The organism is Photobacterium sp. AWH4_225, from assembly GCF_056158405.1.
Genome location: NZ_JBSWTF010000004.1, coordinates 1646039 through 1663056, shown reverse-complemented (window position 1 = coordinate 1663056; position 17018 = coordinate 1646039). Strand labels below are relative to the sequence as shown.

11 protein-coding genes are annotated in these 17018 nt (G+C 46.8%); 8 read left to right on the top strand and 3 right to left on the bottom strand.

The features are described 5' to 3' along the window. Positions 1-2 precede the first annotated feature (2 nt). The gene (locus tag ACXAD4_RS24640) at positions 3-1493 is read right to left on the bottom strand and encodes an L-fucose/L-arabinose isomerase family protein (RefSeq protein ID WP_475244667.1); all 1491 of its coding nucleotides are present in this window, start codon (positions 1491-1493) and stop codon (positions 3-5) included. 711 nt (positions 1494-2204) lie between these two features. Here ACXAD4_RS24640 and ACXAD4_RS24635 point away from each other — a divergent pair. The 6 genes from ACXAD4_RS24635 to ACXAD4_RS24610 all read left to right on the top strand — a co-directional run bounded on the left by ACXAD4_RS24635 (position 2205) and on the right by ACXAD4_RS24610 (position 9420). After that, the gene (locus ACXAD4_RS24635) at positions 2205-4016 is read left to right on the top strand and encodes a methyl-accepting chemotaxis protein (RefSeq protein WP_475244666.1); all 1812 of its coding nucleotides are present in this window, start codon (positions 2205-2207) and stop codon (positions 4014-4016) included. Positions 4017-4336: 320 nt separating this feature from the next. After that, positions 4337-4987 (top strand): Qnr family pentapeptide repeat protein, encoded by a 651-nt coding sequence (locus ACXAD4_RS24630; RefSeq protein ID WP_475245637.1) that lies wholly within the window; start codon positions 4337-4339, stop codon positions 4985-4987. 154 nt (positions 4988-5141) lie between these two features. Continuing rightward, complete coding sequence (locus ACXAD4_RS24625) at positions 5142-5381, top strand: HP1242/YdcH family protein (RefSeq protein ID WP_475244665.1); 240 nt, start codon at positions 5142-5144, stop codon at positions 5379-5381. Between the two features lie 295 nt (positions 5382-5676). Beyond that, on the top strand, positions 5677-6675 hold the full coding sequence (gene xylF, locus ACXAD4_RS24620) for a D-xylose ABC transporter substrate-binding protein (RefSeq protein WP_475244664.1): 999 nt from the start codon (positions 5677-5679) through the stop codon (positions 6673-6675). A 46-nt stretch (positions 6676-6721) separates the two neighbouring features. Further along, entirely contained in the window at positions 6722-8245 is a 1524-nt protein-coding gene (locus ACXAD4_RS24615; RefSeq protein ID WP_475244663.1) for a xylose ABC transporter ATP-binding protein, read from the top strand. Continuing rightward, positions 8242-9420: a sugar ABC transporter permease gene (locus tag ACXAD4_RS24610; RefSeq protein WP_475244662.1), complete on the top strand. Its 1179-nt coding sequence runs from the start codon at positions 8242-8244 to the stop codon at positions 9418-9420. The genes ACXAD4_RS24615 and ACXAD4_RS24610 overlap by 4 nt, the downstream gene beginning before the upstream one ends. 405 nt (positions 9421-9825) lie before the next feature. Here ACXAD4_RS24610 and ACXAD4_RS24605 read toward each other — a convergent pair whose 3' ends face one another. Together ACXAD4_RS24605 and ACXAD4_RS24600 are read right to left on the bottom strand one after the other, a co-directional pair. Then, the gene (locus ACXAD4_RS24605) at positions 9826-12195 is read right to left on the bottom strand and encodes a glycoside hydrolase family 3 N-terminal domain-containing protein (protein ID WP_475244661.1); all 2370 of its coding nucleotides are present in this window, start codon (positions 12193-12195) and stop codon (positions 9826-9828) included. 11 nt (positions 12196-12206) lie between these two features. After that, on the bottom strand, positions 12207-13598 hold the full coding sequence (locus tag ACXAD4_RS24600) for a glycoside-pentoside-hexuronide (GPH):cation symporter (protein WP_475244660.1): 1392 nt from the start codon (positions 13596-13598) through the stop codon (positions 12207-12209). Positions 13599-13922: 324 nt separating this feature from the next. Between ACXAD4_RS24600 and xylA the strand changes: the two genes are divergently transcribed. After that, positions 13923-15242: a xylose isomerase gene (gene xylA / locus ACXAD4_RS24595; protein WP_475244659.1), complete on the top strand. Its 1320-nt coding sequence runs from the start codon at positions 13923-13925 to the stop codon at positions 15240-15242. Positions 15243-15347: 105 nt separating this feature from the next. Then, a complete protein-coding gene (locus tag ACXAD4_RS24590) occupies positions 15348-16967 on the top strand; it encodes a glycoside hydrolase family 43 protein (RefSeq protein ID WP_475244658.1) in 1620 nt (539 codons plus the stop codon). The last annotated feature ends 51 nt before the right edge of the window (positions 16968-17018 follow it).

The following is a 17018-nucleotide window of genomic DNA, read 5'->3' as shown; positions in this document are numbered from 1 at the left end:
ACTTACCCAAGGAAAACACTTGGTATTTCATTTGGGTAACGCTCGTCTTTAGGCTGGTTGTAATCAATATCCGTGACACCCAGTAGATCAAGAACCTGGTACAGGGTCTTACCAACATGACCGAATGCGATACCTGCATGGTGTGGATAACGCTTTTGAACCAGTACATGACGGTAGAAGCGCTGCATTTCAGGGATAGCAAACACCGCAATCGAGCCAAATGACTCAGGATCGATATCCAGAATATCCCCTTGTACTACGTAAGAACGAAGCTTGGTATCTGCGGTAGACTGCAAGCGGAACAAGGTGACCTCTCCTGCTTTAATTTGCCCTTCCAGTGTACCTCGGGTGATATCTGGTGCTTGTCCTGGCTCCATTAGGCTATGCATGATTTTCTGGAAACGCAGCTGAGAGTTTTTCATGCAGCTTGGTGCCGTATTACCACAGTGGAAGCCCATAAACAGCTCTTTGGCAGTGTAATCCCCCATCGCTGCTGCATTCTTCTCAACCATATCTTTCGGGACTGTATTGTTGATATCAAGCAGGGTGGCAGGATGGTTCGTCGCACAAGTGATCATGTACTCAGAAAGCGCACCGTAAATATCAACTTCACAGGCTACCGGAATACCACGCTCGGCCAGACGCGCATTAACATAGCATGGCACGAAGCCGAAGAACTTCTCGAATGAAGGCCAGCACTTGTTGGCAAAAATACCGAAGGTCGAAGAGCCTAGATTGTTCTTGTGGAATTCAAGCAGTGCGACTTCATATTGAGCTAGCTTCGGCAGCAGATCGGGATATGGGTTGTTGTCACCGAGTTCTTTTTCCATGTCTTCAATAATGGCAGGAATATCTGGGTGGCCTTCCGCTTGCTGGTAGAGATCCAACAGATCAAGCTCACTGTTTTCCATGATTTCGATGCCTAGGTCAAAAAGTGCCTTGATAGGCGCATTACAGGCTACGAAATCGTGTGGGCGAGGGCCAAAACTAAAGATCTTCAAGCTCTTCAAACCCAAAATAGTACGGGCTACCGGTACGAAGTCTTTGATCATTGTTGCCACTTCATCCGGCGTACCCACTGGATATGGTGGAATATGAGGGCGAATATTACGCAGGTTAGCACTGTATGAGGCATTGAGCATGCCGCAGTATGCGTCGCCACGCATGTCAGCCAAGCAAGACGTTGACTCCTCGGCTGCAGAGACAAACATAACCGGGCCATCAAAGCGCTGAGCCATCTGGGTCAAAGGGCCTTCAGGACCAAAGTTACCCAAATAGATCACTAGAGAATTAATGCCCAGAACAGCGGCCTCTTCCAGCGCTTTTACCGTATCATTTTCGTTTTCGATGATCGTTTGTAGTTCAACAACTTCGACATCTTTAGCAACGCAAGATCCAACAACAGCTTTACGGCGCATTTCAGAAAGTGAAAGAGGAAAACAATCACGACTTACAGCGACAATACCTAGTTTCACTTGAGGTATATTGATCATATTATATTCCAGTGTTTACTCATTTTTATAATTAATTGATTAAATAAATAGATTTATAAAACCAAAGTTATAGCGCGTTTGCTAGGTAAAGTATGCTCACTGAATGACAACTATTTCAGCAGCATTAACTATCACGTCATTTATTTGATGATTGCTTTTCAAGACGACTTTTTATAACCCTAGCATTGACCCTCTTCTAACGCATATCCTATAAGCTTATACTGTCTAATAACCACAGATATATCTATTACGTTTTTTTGGATTTTGATAACCTTTATTTACAGCTGTAAACCTTACTGAATTTCACATCGTGCTTATGCTATTTTATTTTCACCGACCCTTAGAGCAAAAACAAAAAAACACATATAATCATGACCTTAAACCCATAAGAGCAATAATTAAATATGTGACACAAATCGATGAAACATCAAGATGTTAAGGAAACAGATCACATTATCACCACAAACAATATAATTATAATTAATCACATTATTTTTTATTATTACCTCTAATATGAAGTCTATTATTAAACAAGTTATCTTTGTTTTCATTACTTTGATCTTGCTCATCTCTTCAGTATCAATAACCGCTTTTAACAATTCTCGTTATCTGGTAAATGAAATAGAAAAAACCGAATATAATACAGTGACTCCTCTTCGGTATTTTTCAAACCTTAGTACTCACATCTTTGACAGTACTAACTTAGCACTGATGTATTCCCCCAATACTTCTCTGAGAAACACGACAGCAGCACCAAATACAAACCTGTTGATTTCAGCTTCTGATATCAATAACAGTATCGATTCTCTACAACAGATGCTGAACCAACAAGAGCTTTCTTATCTGATGCCGCTGTTAAATGAAGAGCAGATAGGTACATTTAACGAAGTATTAAACAGCTTCACTCCCCTCGTGCTATCACAGGTTGACGCTAAAGATCGAAGTGCAGCCGCCGCGATAAGCGCCCAATCGAGTGCCCTGCAATATGAACAACAATCCATTCAAATAAAAAATGATTTAGCAAATTACACGGAAAGTGAATCTATCCAAGTTCGCGACCTCGATTTTTTACGTTTCCATACCGAATCTGCCGACCGACTGATACACCGAATACTGTTGCAAAATACAACCGATGAAGCCTGGATCATCAAATCTAACCTTGATCGCCATATTCGCTTATTACAGCGAAAAACCGCCCAGTTAAAGGAAAGAGATAAACAATCGACCCAACAACTCGAACAACTCCTCTCCCCCGTTTTTTATGCCGTCGAAAATGAGAAAGGGGTTCTACTCCAACATATTGCAAAATTGGAGCATGAAGAAATTGCTAACCAGCAACTAAAATCCTTTGCCGAAAATCATACGGCTTTAAAAGCCATGATAGCTGAAATTGAAACCATACTTGTCACGTCAATCCGCAGCGCAAACCAACAATCTCAACATTCAGCTTCAGCCGCCTCGCAGAGGATATTAATTCTATTCATCATCAGCATAGGGGTTGCGCTTTTTTTCAGCACATTTATTACCCTGAAAATAAAACGCTCTATACACTCAATTTTATCTGCACTGGCTCTTCTTTCAGACAAGAACTTAACTGGCAGGGACTTACCAATTACCGACGATGAGTTTGGCCAAATTGGCCACCAAGCAAACAAGGTAAAACAAGCGCTTCAGGCAACGGTTACATCAATCAAAACCAGCGCTGACAATGTAGCGGGCAAAACCCAGTCGGTAATGGAACAAGCGGGATTGGCACTTACCATCAGCCAAGAGCAGTCTAGTAATGTCACGGATATGACTGCGGCTATGGAGCAGATGACAACAACCATTGACGAAGTCGCCCAAATGGCATGCAAAACACAAGAAGTCGTTATTAATACCCAAACAAACAGCCTGCAATGCAAAGCGGCCTCTCAGGCAAACATTCTGTCGATTTCTGCGCTAAAAGACAAACTCAACCACTGCAATCAGCAAATCGAGCAATTGCTGGAACAAAATAACAATGTGGGTGCCATCTTGCAGGTTATTCGTAAAATCTCTGATCAAACTAACCTACTCGCCCTTAACGCGGCAATAGAGGCGGCAAGAGCCGGGGAACACGGCAAGGGGTTTGTTGTAGTTGCCAACGAAGTCCGGCTGCTCGCAGAGCAAACCCGCGGCTCTACCAACAATATCGAGTCGACTATCAACGACCTAAACACAGGAATATTAAACGTCGTGACTCAGATGCAAGAGTGTGTTCACTCGGTCAAGGACAGTACATTGGAAGCAGAAACGGTTTGCCGGATCTACGACAGCCTACTTAACGATATTGACTCGGTTCATGATATGAGTACCCAGGTAAGTTGTGCGGCTGAAGAACAAAGTATTGCCAGTAAATCGCTACTAAACAGTATTCACAGCCTTAACCAAGGCGCGCAGGAAATTACCCAACTCAGTGAAACCAGCAAAAAGTACTGTGATGATCTCAAAGAGCTAGCTCGGAAAAATCAAACGGATGTTGAGCTGTTCGCCCTCCAATAATGCTTGCCCTCTGTAGCCCAATAGCCCTGTCTCTATGGGCTATTGCTTAATTGACAACCAAGCCAATCCAGCTCAGCTAATCATTTAGTACACCAAGCAGCCTAAAGCCCACCTAGAAGCCCTGTAGGCTCAAAACAATTTAAGTAGTTACGCCCGTTAAATCATCCCAAGAAAACCTCTCAAAAGGCTGATTTAACCTGTTATTTTAGCCATTTAAAAGCACTCAAAAAAGTTGGTTTTTATTCGCATTTTTCTCTGGCTTTTCAACCATTTTTAGCTGTAATCTGGCCATATAAAGACGACAAATAATGACAAAATCAATGAAAGACCAAACCTATATTGACCACGATTTTTCTGAGCAAAACTTTGAATATGCTCAGTTCGAAAACTGTACCTTCATTCGCTGTAACTTCAACCGAGCCAATCTGAGTGAAGCCGAATTCGTCAACTGCCAGTTTATCGAACGTGGCGAAGTCGAAGGCTGCCAGTTCGAATATGCCAAACTCAAGGAGGCCGGTTTCAAAGACTGCGACATGAGCATGGCAAACTTCAGAGGGGCACAGTGTTTTGCCATTGAGTTACGTGCCTGCAACCTCAAAGGAGCCAACTTCGCCCAAGCCAGCTTTGCCAACTACCTGACCCAAAAAAGCTACTTTTGCTCGGCCTACATCTCGGCAAGCAACCTCGCTTATGCCAACCTGGAAAACCAAAAGCTCGAGCAGTGCGAATTGTTCGAAAACCGCTGGGTAGGTGCCAACCTGCATGGCGCCTCTCTCAAAGGCTCAGATCTTAGCCGGGGAGAATTTTCACCTGAGAGTTGGGGCCAATTTGATATTGAAGAGTGTAACCTTTGCCACGTCGACCTAACCGGGCTAGATCCTAGAAGGGTGAAGTTAAAAGGGGTCATGATTTGTGACTGGCAGCAAGAACAACTGCTCGAACCATTGGGCCTGATTGTCACTCCAGGATAAGGCCAAAAGGTGATCAAGCTATTGGTTTTCAAAGTTTAATGGCACTTCCTTCTATTTTTTATCATGATGTCCGGTCGATACTGCCAAAGCTGCTATCCTATTAGGTGCAATTAGCCCGAGTTTAACTATTTTTCAGGTTGGTTTAGGAGGTTGTATGTTAGGAGAAGATCACTCACTGCTCAGCGAGTTTCCACAGTTCAAAGATACGATTTTTAGCTTATCTGCCAATAACGAAATTTTTGCCAAAGATGCCTCAAAATATGATGCCCTAGATAAAGAGATCCGCGAATTGGAACTCAGTGGCTCCCCTATCGACGATATCGCAATGCACGAACTGAAGCACCAAAGAGCCGAGTTGAAAGACTCGCTCCATCAACGATTGGTTAATGGGTAATTACACCTATCCCTATCTTCGATAAAAAGAGAAAAGAGGCCACTGAGGTGGCCTTTGTTTTTATTGCAGCTTGGAAAAACAGTTAAGATACACTCCCTTCTCGCACCCAATAGACTGTGACCCCTGACACCCTTTTTTGACCAAAATATGTACAGCAGTCACACTCTCAATTAAAAACAAAAAAACGTAAATATCTAAATAAATCCCATCATGGAAAGCCACCTTTAATCCCCTAAATTGGTTAATGCAATAACGTTCTTATTCATTTTAAAAATAGAAAAATAAGGGATTTTCCATGAAAAAGTTCATCACCCTGCTCTGCGCACTATCGGTGAGTTTACTGAGTACCTCTGCCTTGGCGAAAACGGTCACAATCGGTATGGCGATTGATGACCTGAGACTGGAGCGGTGGCAGAAAGATAGAGATATTTTTGTCGATAAAGCGGAGTCTTTAGGGGCAAAAGTCTTCGTACAATCCGCTAACGGTAACGAACAAACACAAATCGCCCAAATTGAGAATATGATTTCCCGTGGTGTCGATGTGCTGGTCATTATTCCGTACAACGGGGAAGTGCTAACCAACGTGATCCGGGAAGCGAAAAGGGACGGCATCAAGGTGCTGGCTTATGACCGCTTGATCAACAACGCAGATCTTGATTTCTACCTATCTTTCGACAACGAGAAAGTCGGTGAAATGCAAGCCCAGGCAATGCTTGAGACAACACCGGCGGGCAACTACTTCCTGATGGGCGGCGCACCAACTGATAACAATGCCAAACTGTTCCGCCAGGGCCAGATGAATGTATTGCAGTCGAAAATCGACAGCGGCGATATCAAGGTTGTCGGCGACCAGTGGGTTGACTCATGGTTGGCAGAGAATGCCCTCAAGATCATGGAGAACGCCCTAACAGCCAATAACAACGAGATTGATGTTGTTGTCGCATCCAATGATTCTACCGCAGGCGGTGCGATTCAGGCTCTGGAAGCGCAGGGGTTAGCTGGCAAAGTGGCGATTTCAGGCCAGGATGCTGATCTCGCTGCGGTACGCCGTATCGTGGCGGGTACCCAGACCATGACCGTCTACAAGCCAATCACTATTCTTGCTGATCGCGCAGCTGAAATTGCCGTCGAACTTGGCAACGACAATACGCCAGACAGTAACGCCACCCTCAACAACGGTAAGAAAGATGTTCCGTCATTCTTGCTAGAACCTATCGTGGTCAATCAAGCCAATATCGGCAAAACCGTTATTGCTGATAAGTTCCACTCAGAAAAAGACGTTTACCAACAGTAAGGTGCATACAGCCCCAGCAATGGGGCTGTCGCAACGGAGTCTGCCCATGTCTACCCTGCTAGAAATGAAAAACATTATAAAACGCTTTGGCCCGGTCAAAGCGCTTGATGGCGTCAGTATCACCCTGCAAAAGGGCGAGATTCTCTCTTTGTGCGGAGAAAACGGCTCAGGAAAATCAACCCTGATGAAAGTTCTCTGCGCTATCTACCCCCACGGGGAGTTCGAGGGCGATATCGCCTTTGAAGGACAACCACTAAAGGCCAGCAGTATAAAAGAAACCGAAGCGCTTGGTATTGCCATCATCCACCAGGAGCTCACGCTGGTGAAAGAGCTCAGTATCATGGAAAACCTGTTCCTTGGCGCTGAAAAAAGCCACTTAGGCATTCTTGATTTTACCACCATGTATTTAGAAACAGAGAAGTTACTCAAGCAAGTCAAACTCTCTGTTTCTCCAAGCACCCGCGTGGGTGATTTAGGTGTGGGGCAACAGCAATTAGTAGAAATTGCCAAGGCCTTATCCAAGAATGCAAAACTGCTGGTACTCGATGAGCCCACCGCGCCCCTGACAGAGTCCGAAACGGACATCCTGCTCGCCTTGGTCAAAGATCTCAAGGCCAAAGGGGTCAGCTGCATTTATATTTCACACAAACTCTCCGAAGTAAAAGCGATATCCGATCACATCTGTGTTATCCGCGATGGCAAACATATCGGCACTCGCCACGCCAAGGACATGACAACGGATGACATCATTACCATGATGGTCGGGCGGGAGATGAAGCAGTTATTCCCTCGAGAACCCCATCCTATTGGTGAGGTTATTCTGTCTGTCAAAGGCGCGACGGCGTGGGACTCTTCATCAAGCAATATCAAGAAAGTCGATGATGCCAGCTTTGAACTACGCAAAGGGGAGATCCTAGGAATTTCCGGGTTGGTGGGGTCTGGCCGTACTGAATTGATGCAATGCCTATACGGAAGCTACGAAGGTAAATCGACCATTTCGATTCACTACCAAGGAAAGCACCAAGCCATCGACAGCAGCCAGAAAGCCCTGGAACTTGGTATCGCGATGGTGCCGGAAGACCGAAAACGCCATGGCATTATTCCTATCATGTCGGTAGGTCAAAACATCTCCCTGTCAGGGCTGGATGCATTCTCCTCATTAGGGGTGCTGGATGCGCCCAAAGAATCGCAATCTATCGAGTCTTCAATTAACAAGCTGAAAGTAAAAACATCAAGCAGCGAGTTAGCAATAAAGAGCCTATCGGGGGGAAACCAACAAAAAGCCATTCTTGCTCGCTTCCTTGCCATCGAACCCAAAGTATTGATCCTCGACGAGCCGACCCGTGGCATTGATGTTGGGGCAAAATACGAAATCTACAAGCTGATGTTCGCATTGGTCAACAAAGGCATCAGCATCATTATGGTCTCCTCTGAATTACCGGAAATACTCGGCATCAGCGATCGCGTATTGGTCATGCATGAAGGAAAGATCAAAGGCAATTTAATCAATAACAACCTTACCCAAGAAGCCATTATGGATTGCGCACTATCTGAAGGAGTAGCAGCATGAGTGAACAACAAACCGCAGAGTTACCGCAAAAAGGCTCGGCTCCATTACTCGACTATTTGAAAAAGGCCAACTTGCAGATGTTGGTCATGGCAGCCGCCATCATCATTATCACTATTTTCTTCAGTATCATGACTGACTGGAGCTACCTGACACCGAGGAATATATCCAACCTATTCAGGCAAACATCAATCACCGGTATCCTTGCTATCGGGATGGTGTTTGTCATTATCAGTGGTGAAATTGATCTTTCAGTAGGGTCGATGATGGGCCTGCTGGGTGGCGCCGCTGCCATTCTTGATGTGTGGTTTAACCTACCGCTACCACTAACGATTGTGCTGACCCTGAGTGCTGGCTTCCTGCTTGGCGTTTGGAATGGTTGGTGGGTGGCTTATCGTAAAGTTCCCTCTTTCATCGTAACCCTCGCCGGGATGCTGGCATTCCGGGGGATCTTGATTGGCATCACCGACGGTACCACGGTTGCTCCAACATCTGAGGCTATGGGGATCATCGGCCAAAGCTACCTACCCAATATGCTCGGCTTAATCATTGGGGTTGGGGTACTGAGTGTCTATTTTGGCTGGCAGAAAAAGCAGCATAGCCTGCGAGCACAATATAACCTGCCAAACCCGCCAACGACCCAGAATTTGTTGAAAAACAGCCTTATCGGTATTGCCGTTCTCGGCATGATTTTGATGCTTAATGACTATCGTGGCGTACCAACTCCGGTATTAATTTTGGCAAGCTTGCTTATCATCGGGATGTTCATTGCGAACAAAACAACCTTTGGCCGCCGTATTTATGCCATCGGTGGCAACATTGAAGCCAGCCGCCTGTCTGGCATCAATGTCGAAAAAACCAAGCTGTCCGTTTATGCCATGAATGGCTTCCTTGTGGCTGTTGCAGCGTTGATCCTTAGCTCGCGACTAGGAGCCGGTTCGCCATCAGCCGGTAATATTGCAGAGCTGGATGCCATCGCAGCTTGTGTGATTGGTGGCACCAGTATGGCCGGCGGCGTCGGTACCGTGATTGGGGCTGTCATCGGGGCATTTATCATGGCATCTCTGGATAATGGCATGAGCATGATGGATGTACCGACATTCTGGCAGTATGTCGTCAAAGGCGCCATTTTGCTCCTCGCTGTTTGGATGGATAGCGCAACCAAGAAAAAACGCTAACCATAACACCAAAGCCCATTGCCCAGATGCCTATTGCTGACAACGTTCAGCAATAGGCTTTTTTGATCTTGCGCGAATGGCCAAATGGTTCCACAACATTAACAATTGCCGAGAACAAGCAGCGCTTTCTCTCTACCAACAAACTGGCGGTAATAGGTGATACAGCGCATTCGCACTTGGAGCGGAATGCGCTCAACCACATTTGGACTTGCCAAGTGTGAGCAATTTAAACAGTTACTCATAAATGCCTCTCTATTTGGCGTTGTCCAGAGTTGGAAAAGGGTTACCAGATTAGCAGGACAAATAACCATTGATGGCTTTCATAAGTAAGAGCGGAATATAACAACAAAAAAAGCCGACTCTCTAAGTCGGCTTTTCTAATTAGAGCATCTGCAGTGCCTAAGATTAAACTTCAGCCACCTCAGTGTGACACAGCATATTCCAATGATTCGGTAATATTCGCGTCTCACCAGTGACCGATATTTCCGTTGTGAGTTGAATATCTGAACTGGATTTACCCACCATCACTTCAAACATCCCGGGCTCAACCACCCGTTGCTGCCTGTCATTGGTGAAATTCAGCATATCCACCGGCAAGGTAAAGAACACTCTCTTTGCCTCTCCTTCAGCTAACTCAACACGGCAAAAGCCTTTAAGCTCTTTAACCGGGCGGACTTGGCTCGCGAACTTGTCATGCACGTACAGCTGCACAACTTCACAACCCGCCCGTTTACCGGTATTGGTAATGGTGACCGAAAGCTCAACCAGCCCATCATTGCTGATTTGCTGGTTAACAACCTGCAAATCACTGTAAGTGAACTCGGTATAGGTCAGGCCATAGCCAAAGTTATACTTAGAGCCAAAATGGTAGGCAATTGGTGTACCGCTGCTCTTGAGCTTATGGTTGTAGTAGTAAGGCACCGCTCCTGCATTTTTCGGGATCGATAGCGTCAAGCGACCTGAAGGATTCGCCTGACCGACCACGATATCTGCCAACGCATCCGCACCTTCCTGACCGGGAGCCCAACCGAATAATATTGCAGCCGCCTTGTTCTCTAGCCCCTGTAAGTTATAAGGCCGACCGCCGGTTACAACCACGACTGTAGGCGTTCGGGTCGCAATAACAGCTTCAAGCAATTGCTGCTGTACGCCGGGGAGGTTAAGGCTGTCAGCATCCGATCCCTCGCCAACCGTTCCGGTCTGGAACAAGCCAGCCAAATCGCCAACACACACTATTGCAACCGCAGCATTGCGCGCTTGCTCAACCGCTGCGGCAATCATCGAAGTATCCTCAGACACCGGAGAAGACATCTCCTGCCCCACCGCCATCGCGACATCCCCAGGAAATACCGGGGCATTGGCATGACGCTCGGTGAGGATATCGCAGCCACGGCTGTAAATAACATCACCGAAACGTTCGCAAAACGCTTCTAGAAGGGTTTTCGATACCTTGGCATCGTCATCCAAATTGCCCAAGATGAGATGGATAGGAAAACTATATCCACCTAGCAACGCGAGTTGGTCATCCGCCGTCGGGCCGATAACTGCGATCTTCTTTTCTTTCTTGAGCGGCAATATTCCGTTGTTCTCGAGCAATACCACCGACTGTGAGGCCACGCGGTAAGCAATATCCCGTGTCCGTTGTTGCTGGAGTGCAATGTCTTTTTCTTCAACATATGGGTTTTCAAACAGCCCTAGTTCAAATTTGACTGCCAATACTCTGGCTACGATCTCATCTATCTTGGCTTCTGTGATCAACCCCTTTTCAATCGCTTCAATTAGATCGCGGGCACATTGGTCATCTGGCAACTCACAATCTAAACCTGCATTGAACGCCATTGCCGCTGCCTCTGCTCGATCGGAGGCGACACCGTGATGGCCACATAGCAGATCAATACCGCCGTAATCAGCAACCACCAAGCCATTGAACCCCCACTCTTCACGAAGCACTTGGGTCAATAGGTGGTGAGAGCTGTGGCAAGGGGTATTATCAATATCGTGATAGGCTGGCATGACGCCGCCCGCATTGCCCAGCTTCACCGCCATTTCAAACGGCAGCATGAAGGTGTCATTCAAGGTTTTGTAACCAAGGTTGACCGGGGCATGATTGCGCGCACCTTCGCTAAAGGAATGCCCCACATAATGCTTGAGTGTAGCCAGCACATCCCTGTCGGGGCCTTGCAGGCCTTTTACATACTGTGTCGCCATGACACCGACATGATAGGGATCTTCACCTAGCGTTTCTTCGGTACGACCCCAGCGAACATCTCGGGAAACATCCAGTACAGGTGCCAGTCCAATGTGGGCGCCAACTTGGCGAAGTTCATCGCCAATCGCCTTACCCGCTTGCTCTACCAACTCTGGGTCCCAGGTATGCCCATAATTAAGTGATGAAGGAAACAACGTCGCTCCCTTGACCATCAATCCGACTAAACACTCTTCATGAGAAAGAGCAGGAATGCCTAATCGTGTATCCTCTACTAAGAAACGTTGCAGTGAATTTAACGCCCTGACACCTTGTTCAGCGTCGACTGAACGGGTGCCTAACGGTCGGGTGATTTGTCCTAGTCCTAGCCCTAGCGTTAGGCGGGACTGAAGATCAGCCCTTGCGGGCTGACCTCCTGACATTTCCAATTCACGCTCTTGGTGATTACCATCCTCATCGAGAAATAGCCATTGAGCATGAAGCTGAGCAATTTTTTCCTCTAACGTCATTCTGCCAATCAAATCATTAACGCGTTCTTGCACTGGCAGATTACTATCTTTATACAGCATCACCAGTCTCCTTAACCCAATTCTGCGTTATGTGTTTTTGGCGTCAGGCCCTCCTGCTCCTTGTTATCCAATGTCAGCAGGGCTTTAATTTGGCGAAGTTTTTCACTGTCTAACTCATAGAAGCTCATGATTAGCGCCAAAGAAGCAAACATCACACCCGGGATCACGGTATACAGTAGGTTGATCCATGTGATCGCTTGCTCGGTTTGAGTCTCCGCACCGCCGACATAGCCAACTCCAGCTAGAATCCAACCTACCATAGCACCACCAATGGCAATACCTAACTTGATAGCGAAAAGGTTTGTTGAGAACACCATGCCACCTAGCGAACGGTTACTACGGGTCTTCTCATAATCAACCACGTCACTCATCATGCTCCACAGCAGCGGCGTTGTACTCATTTGCACCACACCCAAAATAATCACTAGGGTGAAGACCATTACGACATTGCTAGGGTCAACCATGAACAGTAGCGCCGATAGCAAGCCAGAGAAAACAATCAGCACACGGTAGGTTTTCACTTTATCGAAGCGTCCGAGAATTGGCGCTGAACCAATAGCACCGACAATGTTCGCCAGCATACCGGCAACCATAAACATAGTAGCAATGTCAGGGCGACCCATTACGGTATTAACGTAGTACATGGTCGACGCACCTTTCAGCACGATACCTGTCAGTAGCAACACATTAAGAATGAACAGCACACGCCACTGGGTGTTTTGCCACAATATTTTAAGATCAGCCCATACCGACTGCTGCTTCTCGTTTTCTTCCGGCAAGCAACGCTCTTTGGTATTAGCAAAGCTGAAGAAGAACAAGGCAATAGCACCCAGCCCCATCACGGCCATGGCACCAAGGTAACCAGCCTGCTTATCGCCACCACCGATGATATCGACCAGCGGCAAAGCAACCATTGCAACAACAAGGCCACCAGCCGTGCTCAGGGCGAAACGGTAAGACTGCAGGGAAGTACGCTCATCGGAGTCATTAGTCAGCGCATTTGCCATCGCACAATAAGGAACATTGATAGCGGTATACATGAGCGTCAGGAAGATATAAGACACATAGGCATAAACCACTTTACCGGTTGGCCCAAAGTCCGGGGTATAGAATGCCAACGTACAGGCAATACCAAACGGGATGGCAATCCATGCCAGGTAAGGACGGTAGCGACCGTATTTAGTCCGGGTCCGGTCAACAATTGATCCCATTATGGGGTCGGTAACGGCATCGATGAATCGCACTAGCAGGAACATGGTTCCCATGTGTGCCGGTGATAGGCCATAGATATCTGTATAAAAATAGGCAAGAAACAGCATCACGGTTTGCCAGACAAAATTACAGCCCGTGTCTCCAAGGCCATATGCAATCTTTTCCTTAACCGATAATTTTATCGTAGTCATTATTTACTCCAGGGTACGAGTTTGCGCTTGCCTTCTATTTTTACGTTGTCGTCATATTAATCAATTTATGCAAAATAGTAATACCTTTATGGAATTTACTTAATGTGAACCAAGCCAAATTAAATCGCAAAACGAACAGACCCAACCATTACAAATCAACAACTTAAAGTCATTTGCGCGTATTAAAAAGCTAAAAAACGAGAGCTGAACCACAATAACAAAATCAATGAAATTCAGAATGAAATTTCGTAATTGTGACGATGACAAAAAATGAAAATTATATATACCGAAAGCAATCACAAATTATTTTTTGGAATTAAGGCTATGACTGAATTTTTTAAAAACGTGAATAAGGTTCAATTCGAAGGTCCAGAATCAACTAACCCGCTAGCTTTTCGTCACTATGACCCTGAGCGCATGATTTTGGGTAAGACCATGAAAGATCACCTGCGTTTTGCTGCCTGTTACTGGCACAACTTCCGCTGGCCTGGTTCTGATGTATTCGGTGAAGGTACATTCGAGCACGCTTGGCTTAAAGCTGGCGACGAAATGGAGATGGCTAAAGTTAAGGCCGATGCCGCATTCGAATTCTTCAGCAAACTGAATGTCCCTTACTACTGCTTCCATGATACAGATGTGGCTCCAGAAGGCCGCAACCTAAAAGAATACGTTAACAACTTCGCTCAAATGGTTGATATTCTTGAGCGCAAACAAGATGAGACTGGCCTTAAACTACTTTGGGGCACAGCGAATGCATTCTCAAATGCCCGCTACATGAACGGTGCGGCAACCAACCCGAACCCAGAAGTCTTTGCCTACGCAGCGACTCAAGTTTTCAATGCAATGAACGCAACTCAGCGCCTTGGCGGTGAAAACTACGTACTATGGGGGGGTCGTGAAGGTTACGAAACACTACTAAACACTGACCTACGCCAAGAGCGCGAGCAACTGGGCCGCCTAATGCAGATGGTTGTTGAGCATAAGCATAAGATTGGCTTCAAAGGTGCCATCCTTATCGAGCCTAAGCCACAAGAGCCAACTAAGCACCAATACGACTACGATACAGCAACTGTTTATGGCTTCCTGAAGCAGTTCGGCCTAGAAAATGAAATCAAGGTAAACATTGAAGCCAACCACGCTACGCTAGCGGGTCACAGCTTCCACCACGAAGTCGCAACAGCAACGTCTCTTGGCCTATTCGGCTCCATCGATGCCAACCGCGGTGATGCTCAGCTAGGCTGGGATACTGACCAGTTCCCGAATAGCGTTGAAGAAAACACGCTAGTGATGTACGAAATCTTGAAAGCGGGCGGTTTCACCACAGGTGGCTTTAACTTCGATGCGCGTGTTCGTCGTCCATCGATTGACCTAGAAGACTTATTCCACGGCCACATTGGCGGTATGGATGTGATGGCACTTTCTCTTGAGCGTGCAGCTAAGATGATCGAAAACGACGTACTTGGTCAGCACGTTGCTAAGCGCTACGCTGGTTGGAATACTGACCTTGGCAAGAACATCATCAATGGTGACTTCTCACTAGCGTCTTTGGCAGACCATGCACTGACAAATGATATCCAGCCTAAACCGGCTTCTGGTCAGCAAGAGCGTCTGGAAAACGTAGTAACAAGCTTCCTTTACAAATAAGCAAGCAACACCCATCAAGGCCGGATATTCATCCGGCCTTGCGCCAACTCACTGCACTGATTTCCATTCTGCATTACTCTTGCCATACCAACGAGAGATAGACCTATGACCCATAGCATTCAAAACCCTGTTCTTAAAGGCTTCAACCCAGACCCTTCCATTATCCGCGTCGGTGATGACTACTATATCGCGACCTCTACCTTTGAGTGGTTCCCCGGCATCCAGATCCACCACTCAAAAGATCTGGTTAACTGGCGCCTTATCGGTCGCGCACTGACCCGTACCTCTCAGCTCGACATGAAAGGCATGGACAACTCTGAAGGTGTCTACGCCCCTGCATTGACCTACGCTGATGGAAAGTTCTGGCTTTGTTTTTCCAATGTCCACTCTTGCCGGGGCGGTAACTGGATGGCAACACCGAGTTTTGTGGTCACTGCTGATAATATCGAAGGGCCATGGAGCGATCCTATGCCAATTGGCAACTATGGTTTCGATCCTTCTCTGTTCCACGATGATGACGGCAAGAAATACATGCTCAACATGGTATGGGATGGCCGCCAGGACAGCAATTTCTTCAATGGTATCGTGCTGCAGGAGTTTGATGCAGAGAAAGGCAAACTGGTTGGCAAGGCAAAGACTATCTTTCATGGCACTGAACTCGGTTGTACCGAAGGCCCGCAGATCCTCAAGAAAGACGGTTACTACTACCTCATCACCGCAGAAGGCGGTACTGAAGTTAACCATGCCGTCACGGTTTGCCGTTCCCGCAATGTCTGGGGGCCTTATGAAGTCCACCCTGATAACCCTATTTTAACGTCACGCTTCAAGGAGCAGGCAGAACTCCAGCGCGCTGGCCATGGCTTCCTTGTCGAAACCCAAAATGGTGAGTGGTATTTGAGCCACCTGTGTGGTCGCCAAGTGAAGAACCCGGAAGGCTATCAATTTGGCCCGAAATACGGAAACGGCTTTTCCATTCTTGGTCGTGAAACCGCGATACAAAAAGCCGAATGGCGCGATGGTTGGCCTTATGTCGTGACAGGAAAAACACCGCTTCTCGAGGTTCCAGCTCCTGAACTAATACCTTGCCCTTGGCCCGAGGAAAACCACCTTGATAACTTCGAGAGCGAATCTTTCAACATTCACTACCAATCCTTGCGTGAACCTTTTGATGAATCATGGGTGTCGTTAACCGAACGTCCAGGCTTCCTGCGCCTGAAAGGCCGCCATTACCTCTACTCCCGCTATGAGCAGAGCATGGTTGCCCGCCGCTTCCAATCTCATTACGCCTCAGTAGAAACAGCTGTTGAATTCACCCCGGAAACCCCACTGCAAATGGCAGGGCTATGTGCTTACTATGCACGCAACGGTCACTACTTCCTTAAATTGTCTGCGGACGATGAAGGCAACAAGGTGCTCAAAATCGCTTCGAACATCAACGACAACTACGGTGAAATTGGTGAAGAAGTCCCGGTAGGTGATGCTAGCAAGGTGTATATGCGCCTAGCTCTGGACAAGCAATGGTACCAATTCAGCTACTCGCTCGACGGCGAGCAGTGGCATGACATTGGCCCACGACTAAATAGCACTTTCCTCTCTGATGAAGGCGGCCCGGATATTTTCCGTTTCACCGGCTCATTCGCAGCATTATTCGTGGCAGATGTCTCTGGCCAGCAGTGCCCAGCAGACTTTGATTACTTCTACTACCGTGAGCATGACGTGCAGTAAACCAAGACTTTCGAAGTATTTACAATTAAACACAGCTACAACTAAACCCAG

Bases quoted from the DNA above. Each gene is read 5' to 3' on its own strand.
- ACXAD4_RS24640 (WP_475244667.1), bottom strand. From the start codon at position 1,493: ATGATCAATATACCTCAAGTGAAACTAGGTATTGTCGCTGTAAGTCGT.
- ACXAD4_RS24635 (WP_475244666.1), top strand. From the start codon at position 2,205: ATGTATTCCCCCAATACTTCTCTGAGAAACACGACAGCAGCACCAAAT.
- ACXAD4_RS24630 (WP_475245637.1), top strand. From the start codon at position 4,337: ATGAAAGACCAAACCTATATTGACCACGATTTTTCTGAGCAAAACTTT.
- ACXAD4_RS24625 (WP_475244665.1), top strand. From the start codon at position 5,142: ATGTTAGGAGAAGATCACTCACTGCTCAGCGAGTTTCCACAGTTCAAA.
- xylF (WP_475244664.1), top strand. From the start codon at position 5,677: ATGAAAAAGTTCATCACCCTGCTCTGCGCACTATCGGTGAGTTTACTG.
- ACXAD4_RS24615 (WP_475244663.1), top strand. From the start codon at position 6,722: ATGTCTACCCTGCTAGAAATGAAAAACATTATAAAACGCTTTGGCCCG.
- ACXAD4_RS24610 (WP_475244662.1), top strand. From the start codon at position 8,242: ATGAGTGAACAACAAACCGCAGAGTTACCGCAAAAAGGCTCGGCTCCA.
- ACXAD4_RS24605 (WP_475244661.1), bottom strand. From the start codon at position 12,195: ATGCTGTATAAAGATAGTAATCTGCCAGTGCAAGAACGCGTTAATGAT.
- ACXAD4_RS24600 (WP_475244660.1), bottom strand. From the start codon at position 13,598: ATGACTACGATAAAATTATCGGTTAAGGAAAAGATTGCATATGGCCTT.
- xylA (WP_475244659.1), top strand. From the start codon at position 13,923: ATGACTGAATTTTTTAAAAACGTGAATAAGGTTCAATTCGAAGGTCCA.
- ACXAD4_RS24590 (WP_475244658.1), top strand. From the start codon at position 15,348: ATGACCCATAGCATTCAAAACCCTGTTCTTAAAGGCTTCAACCCAGAC.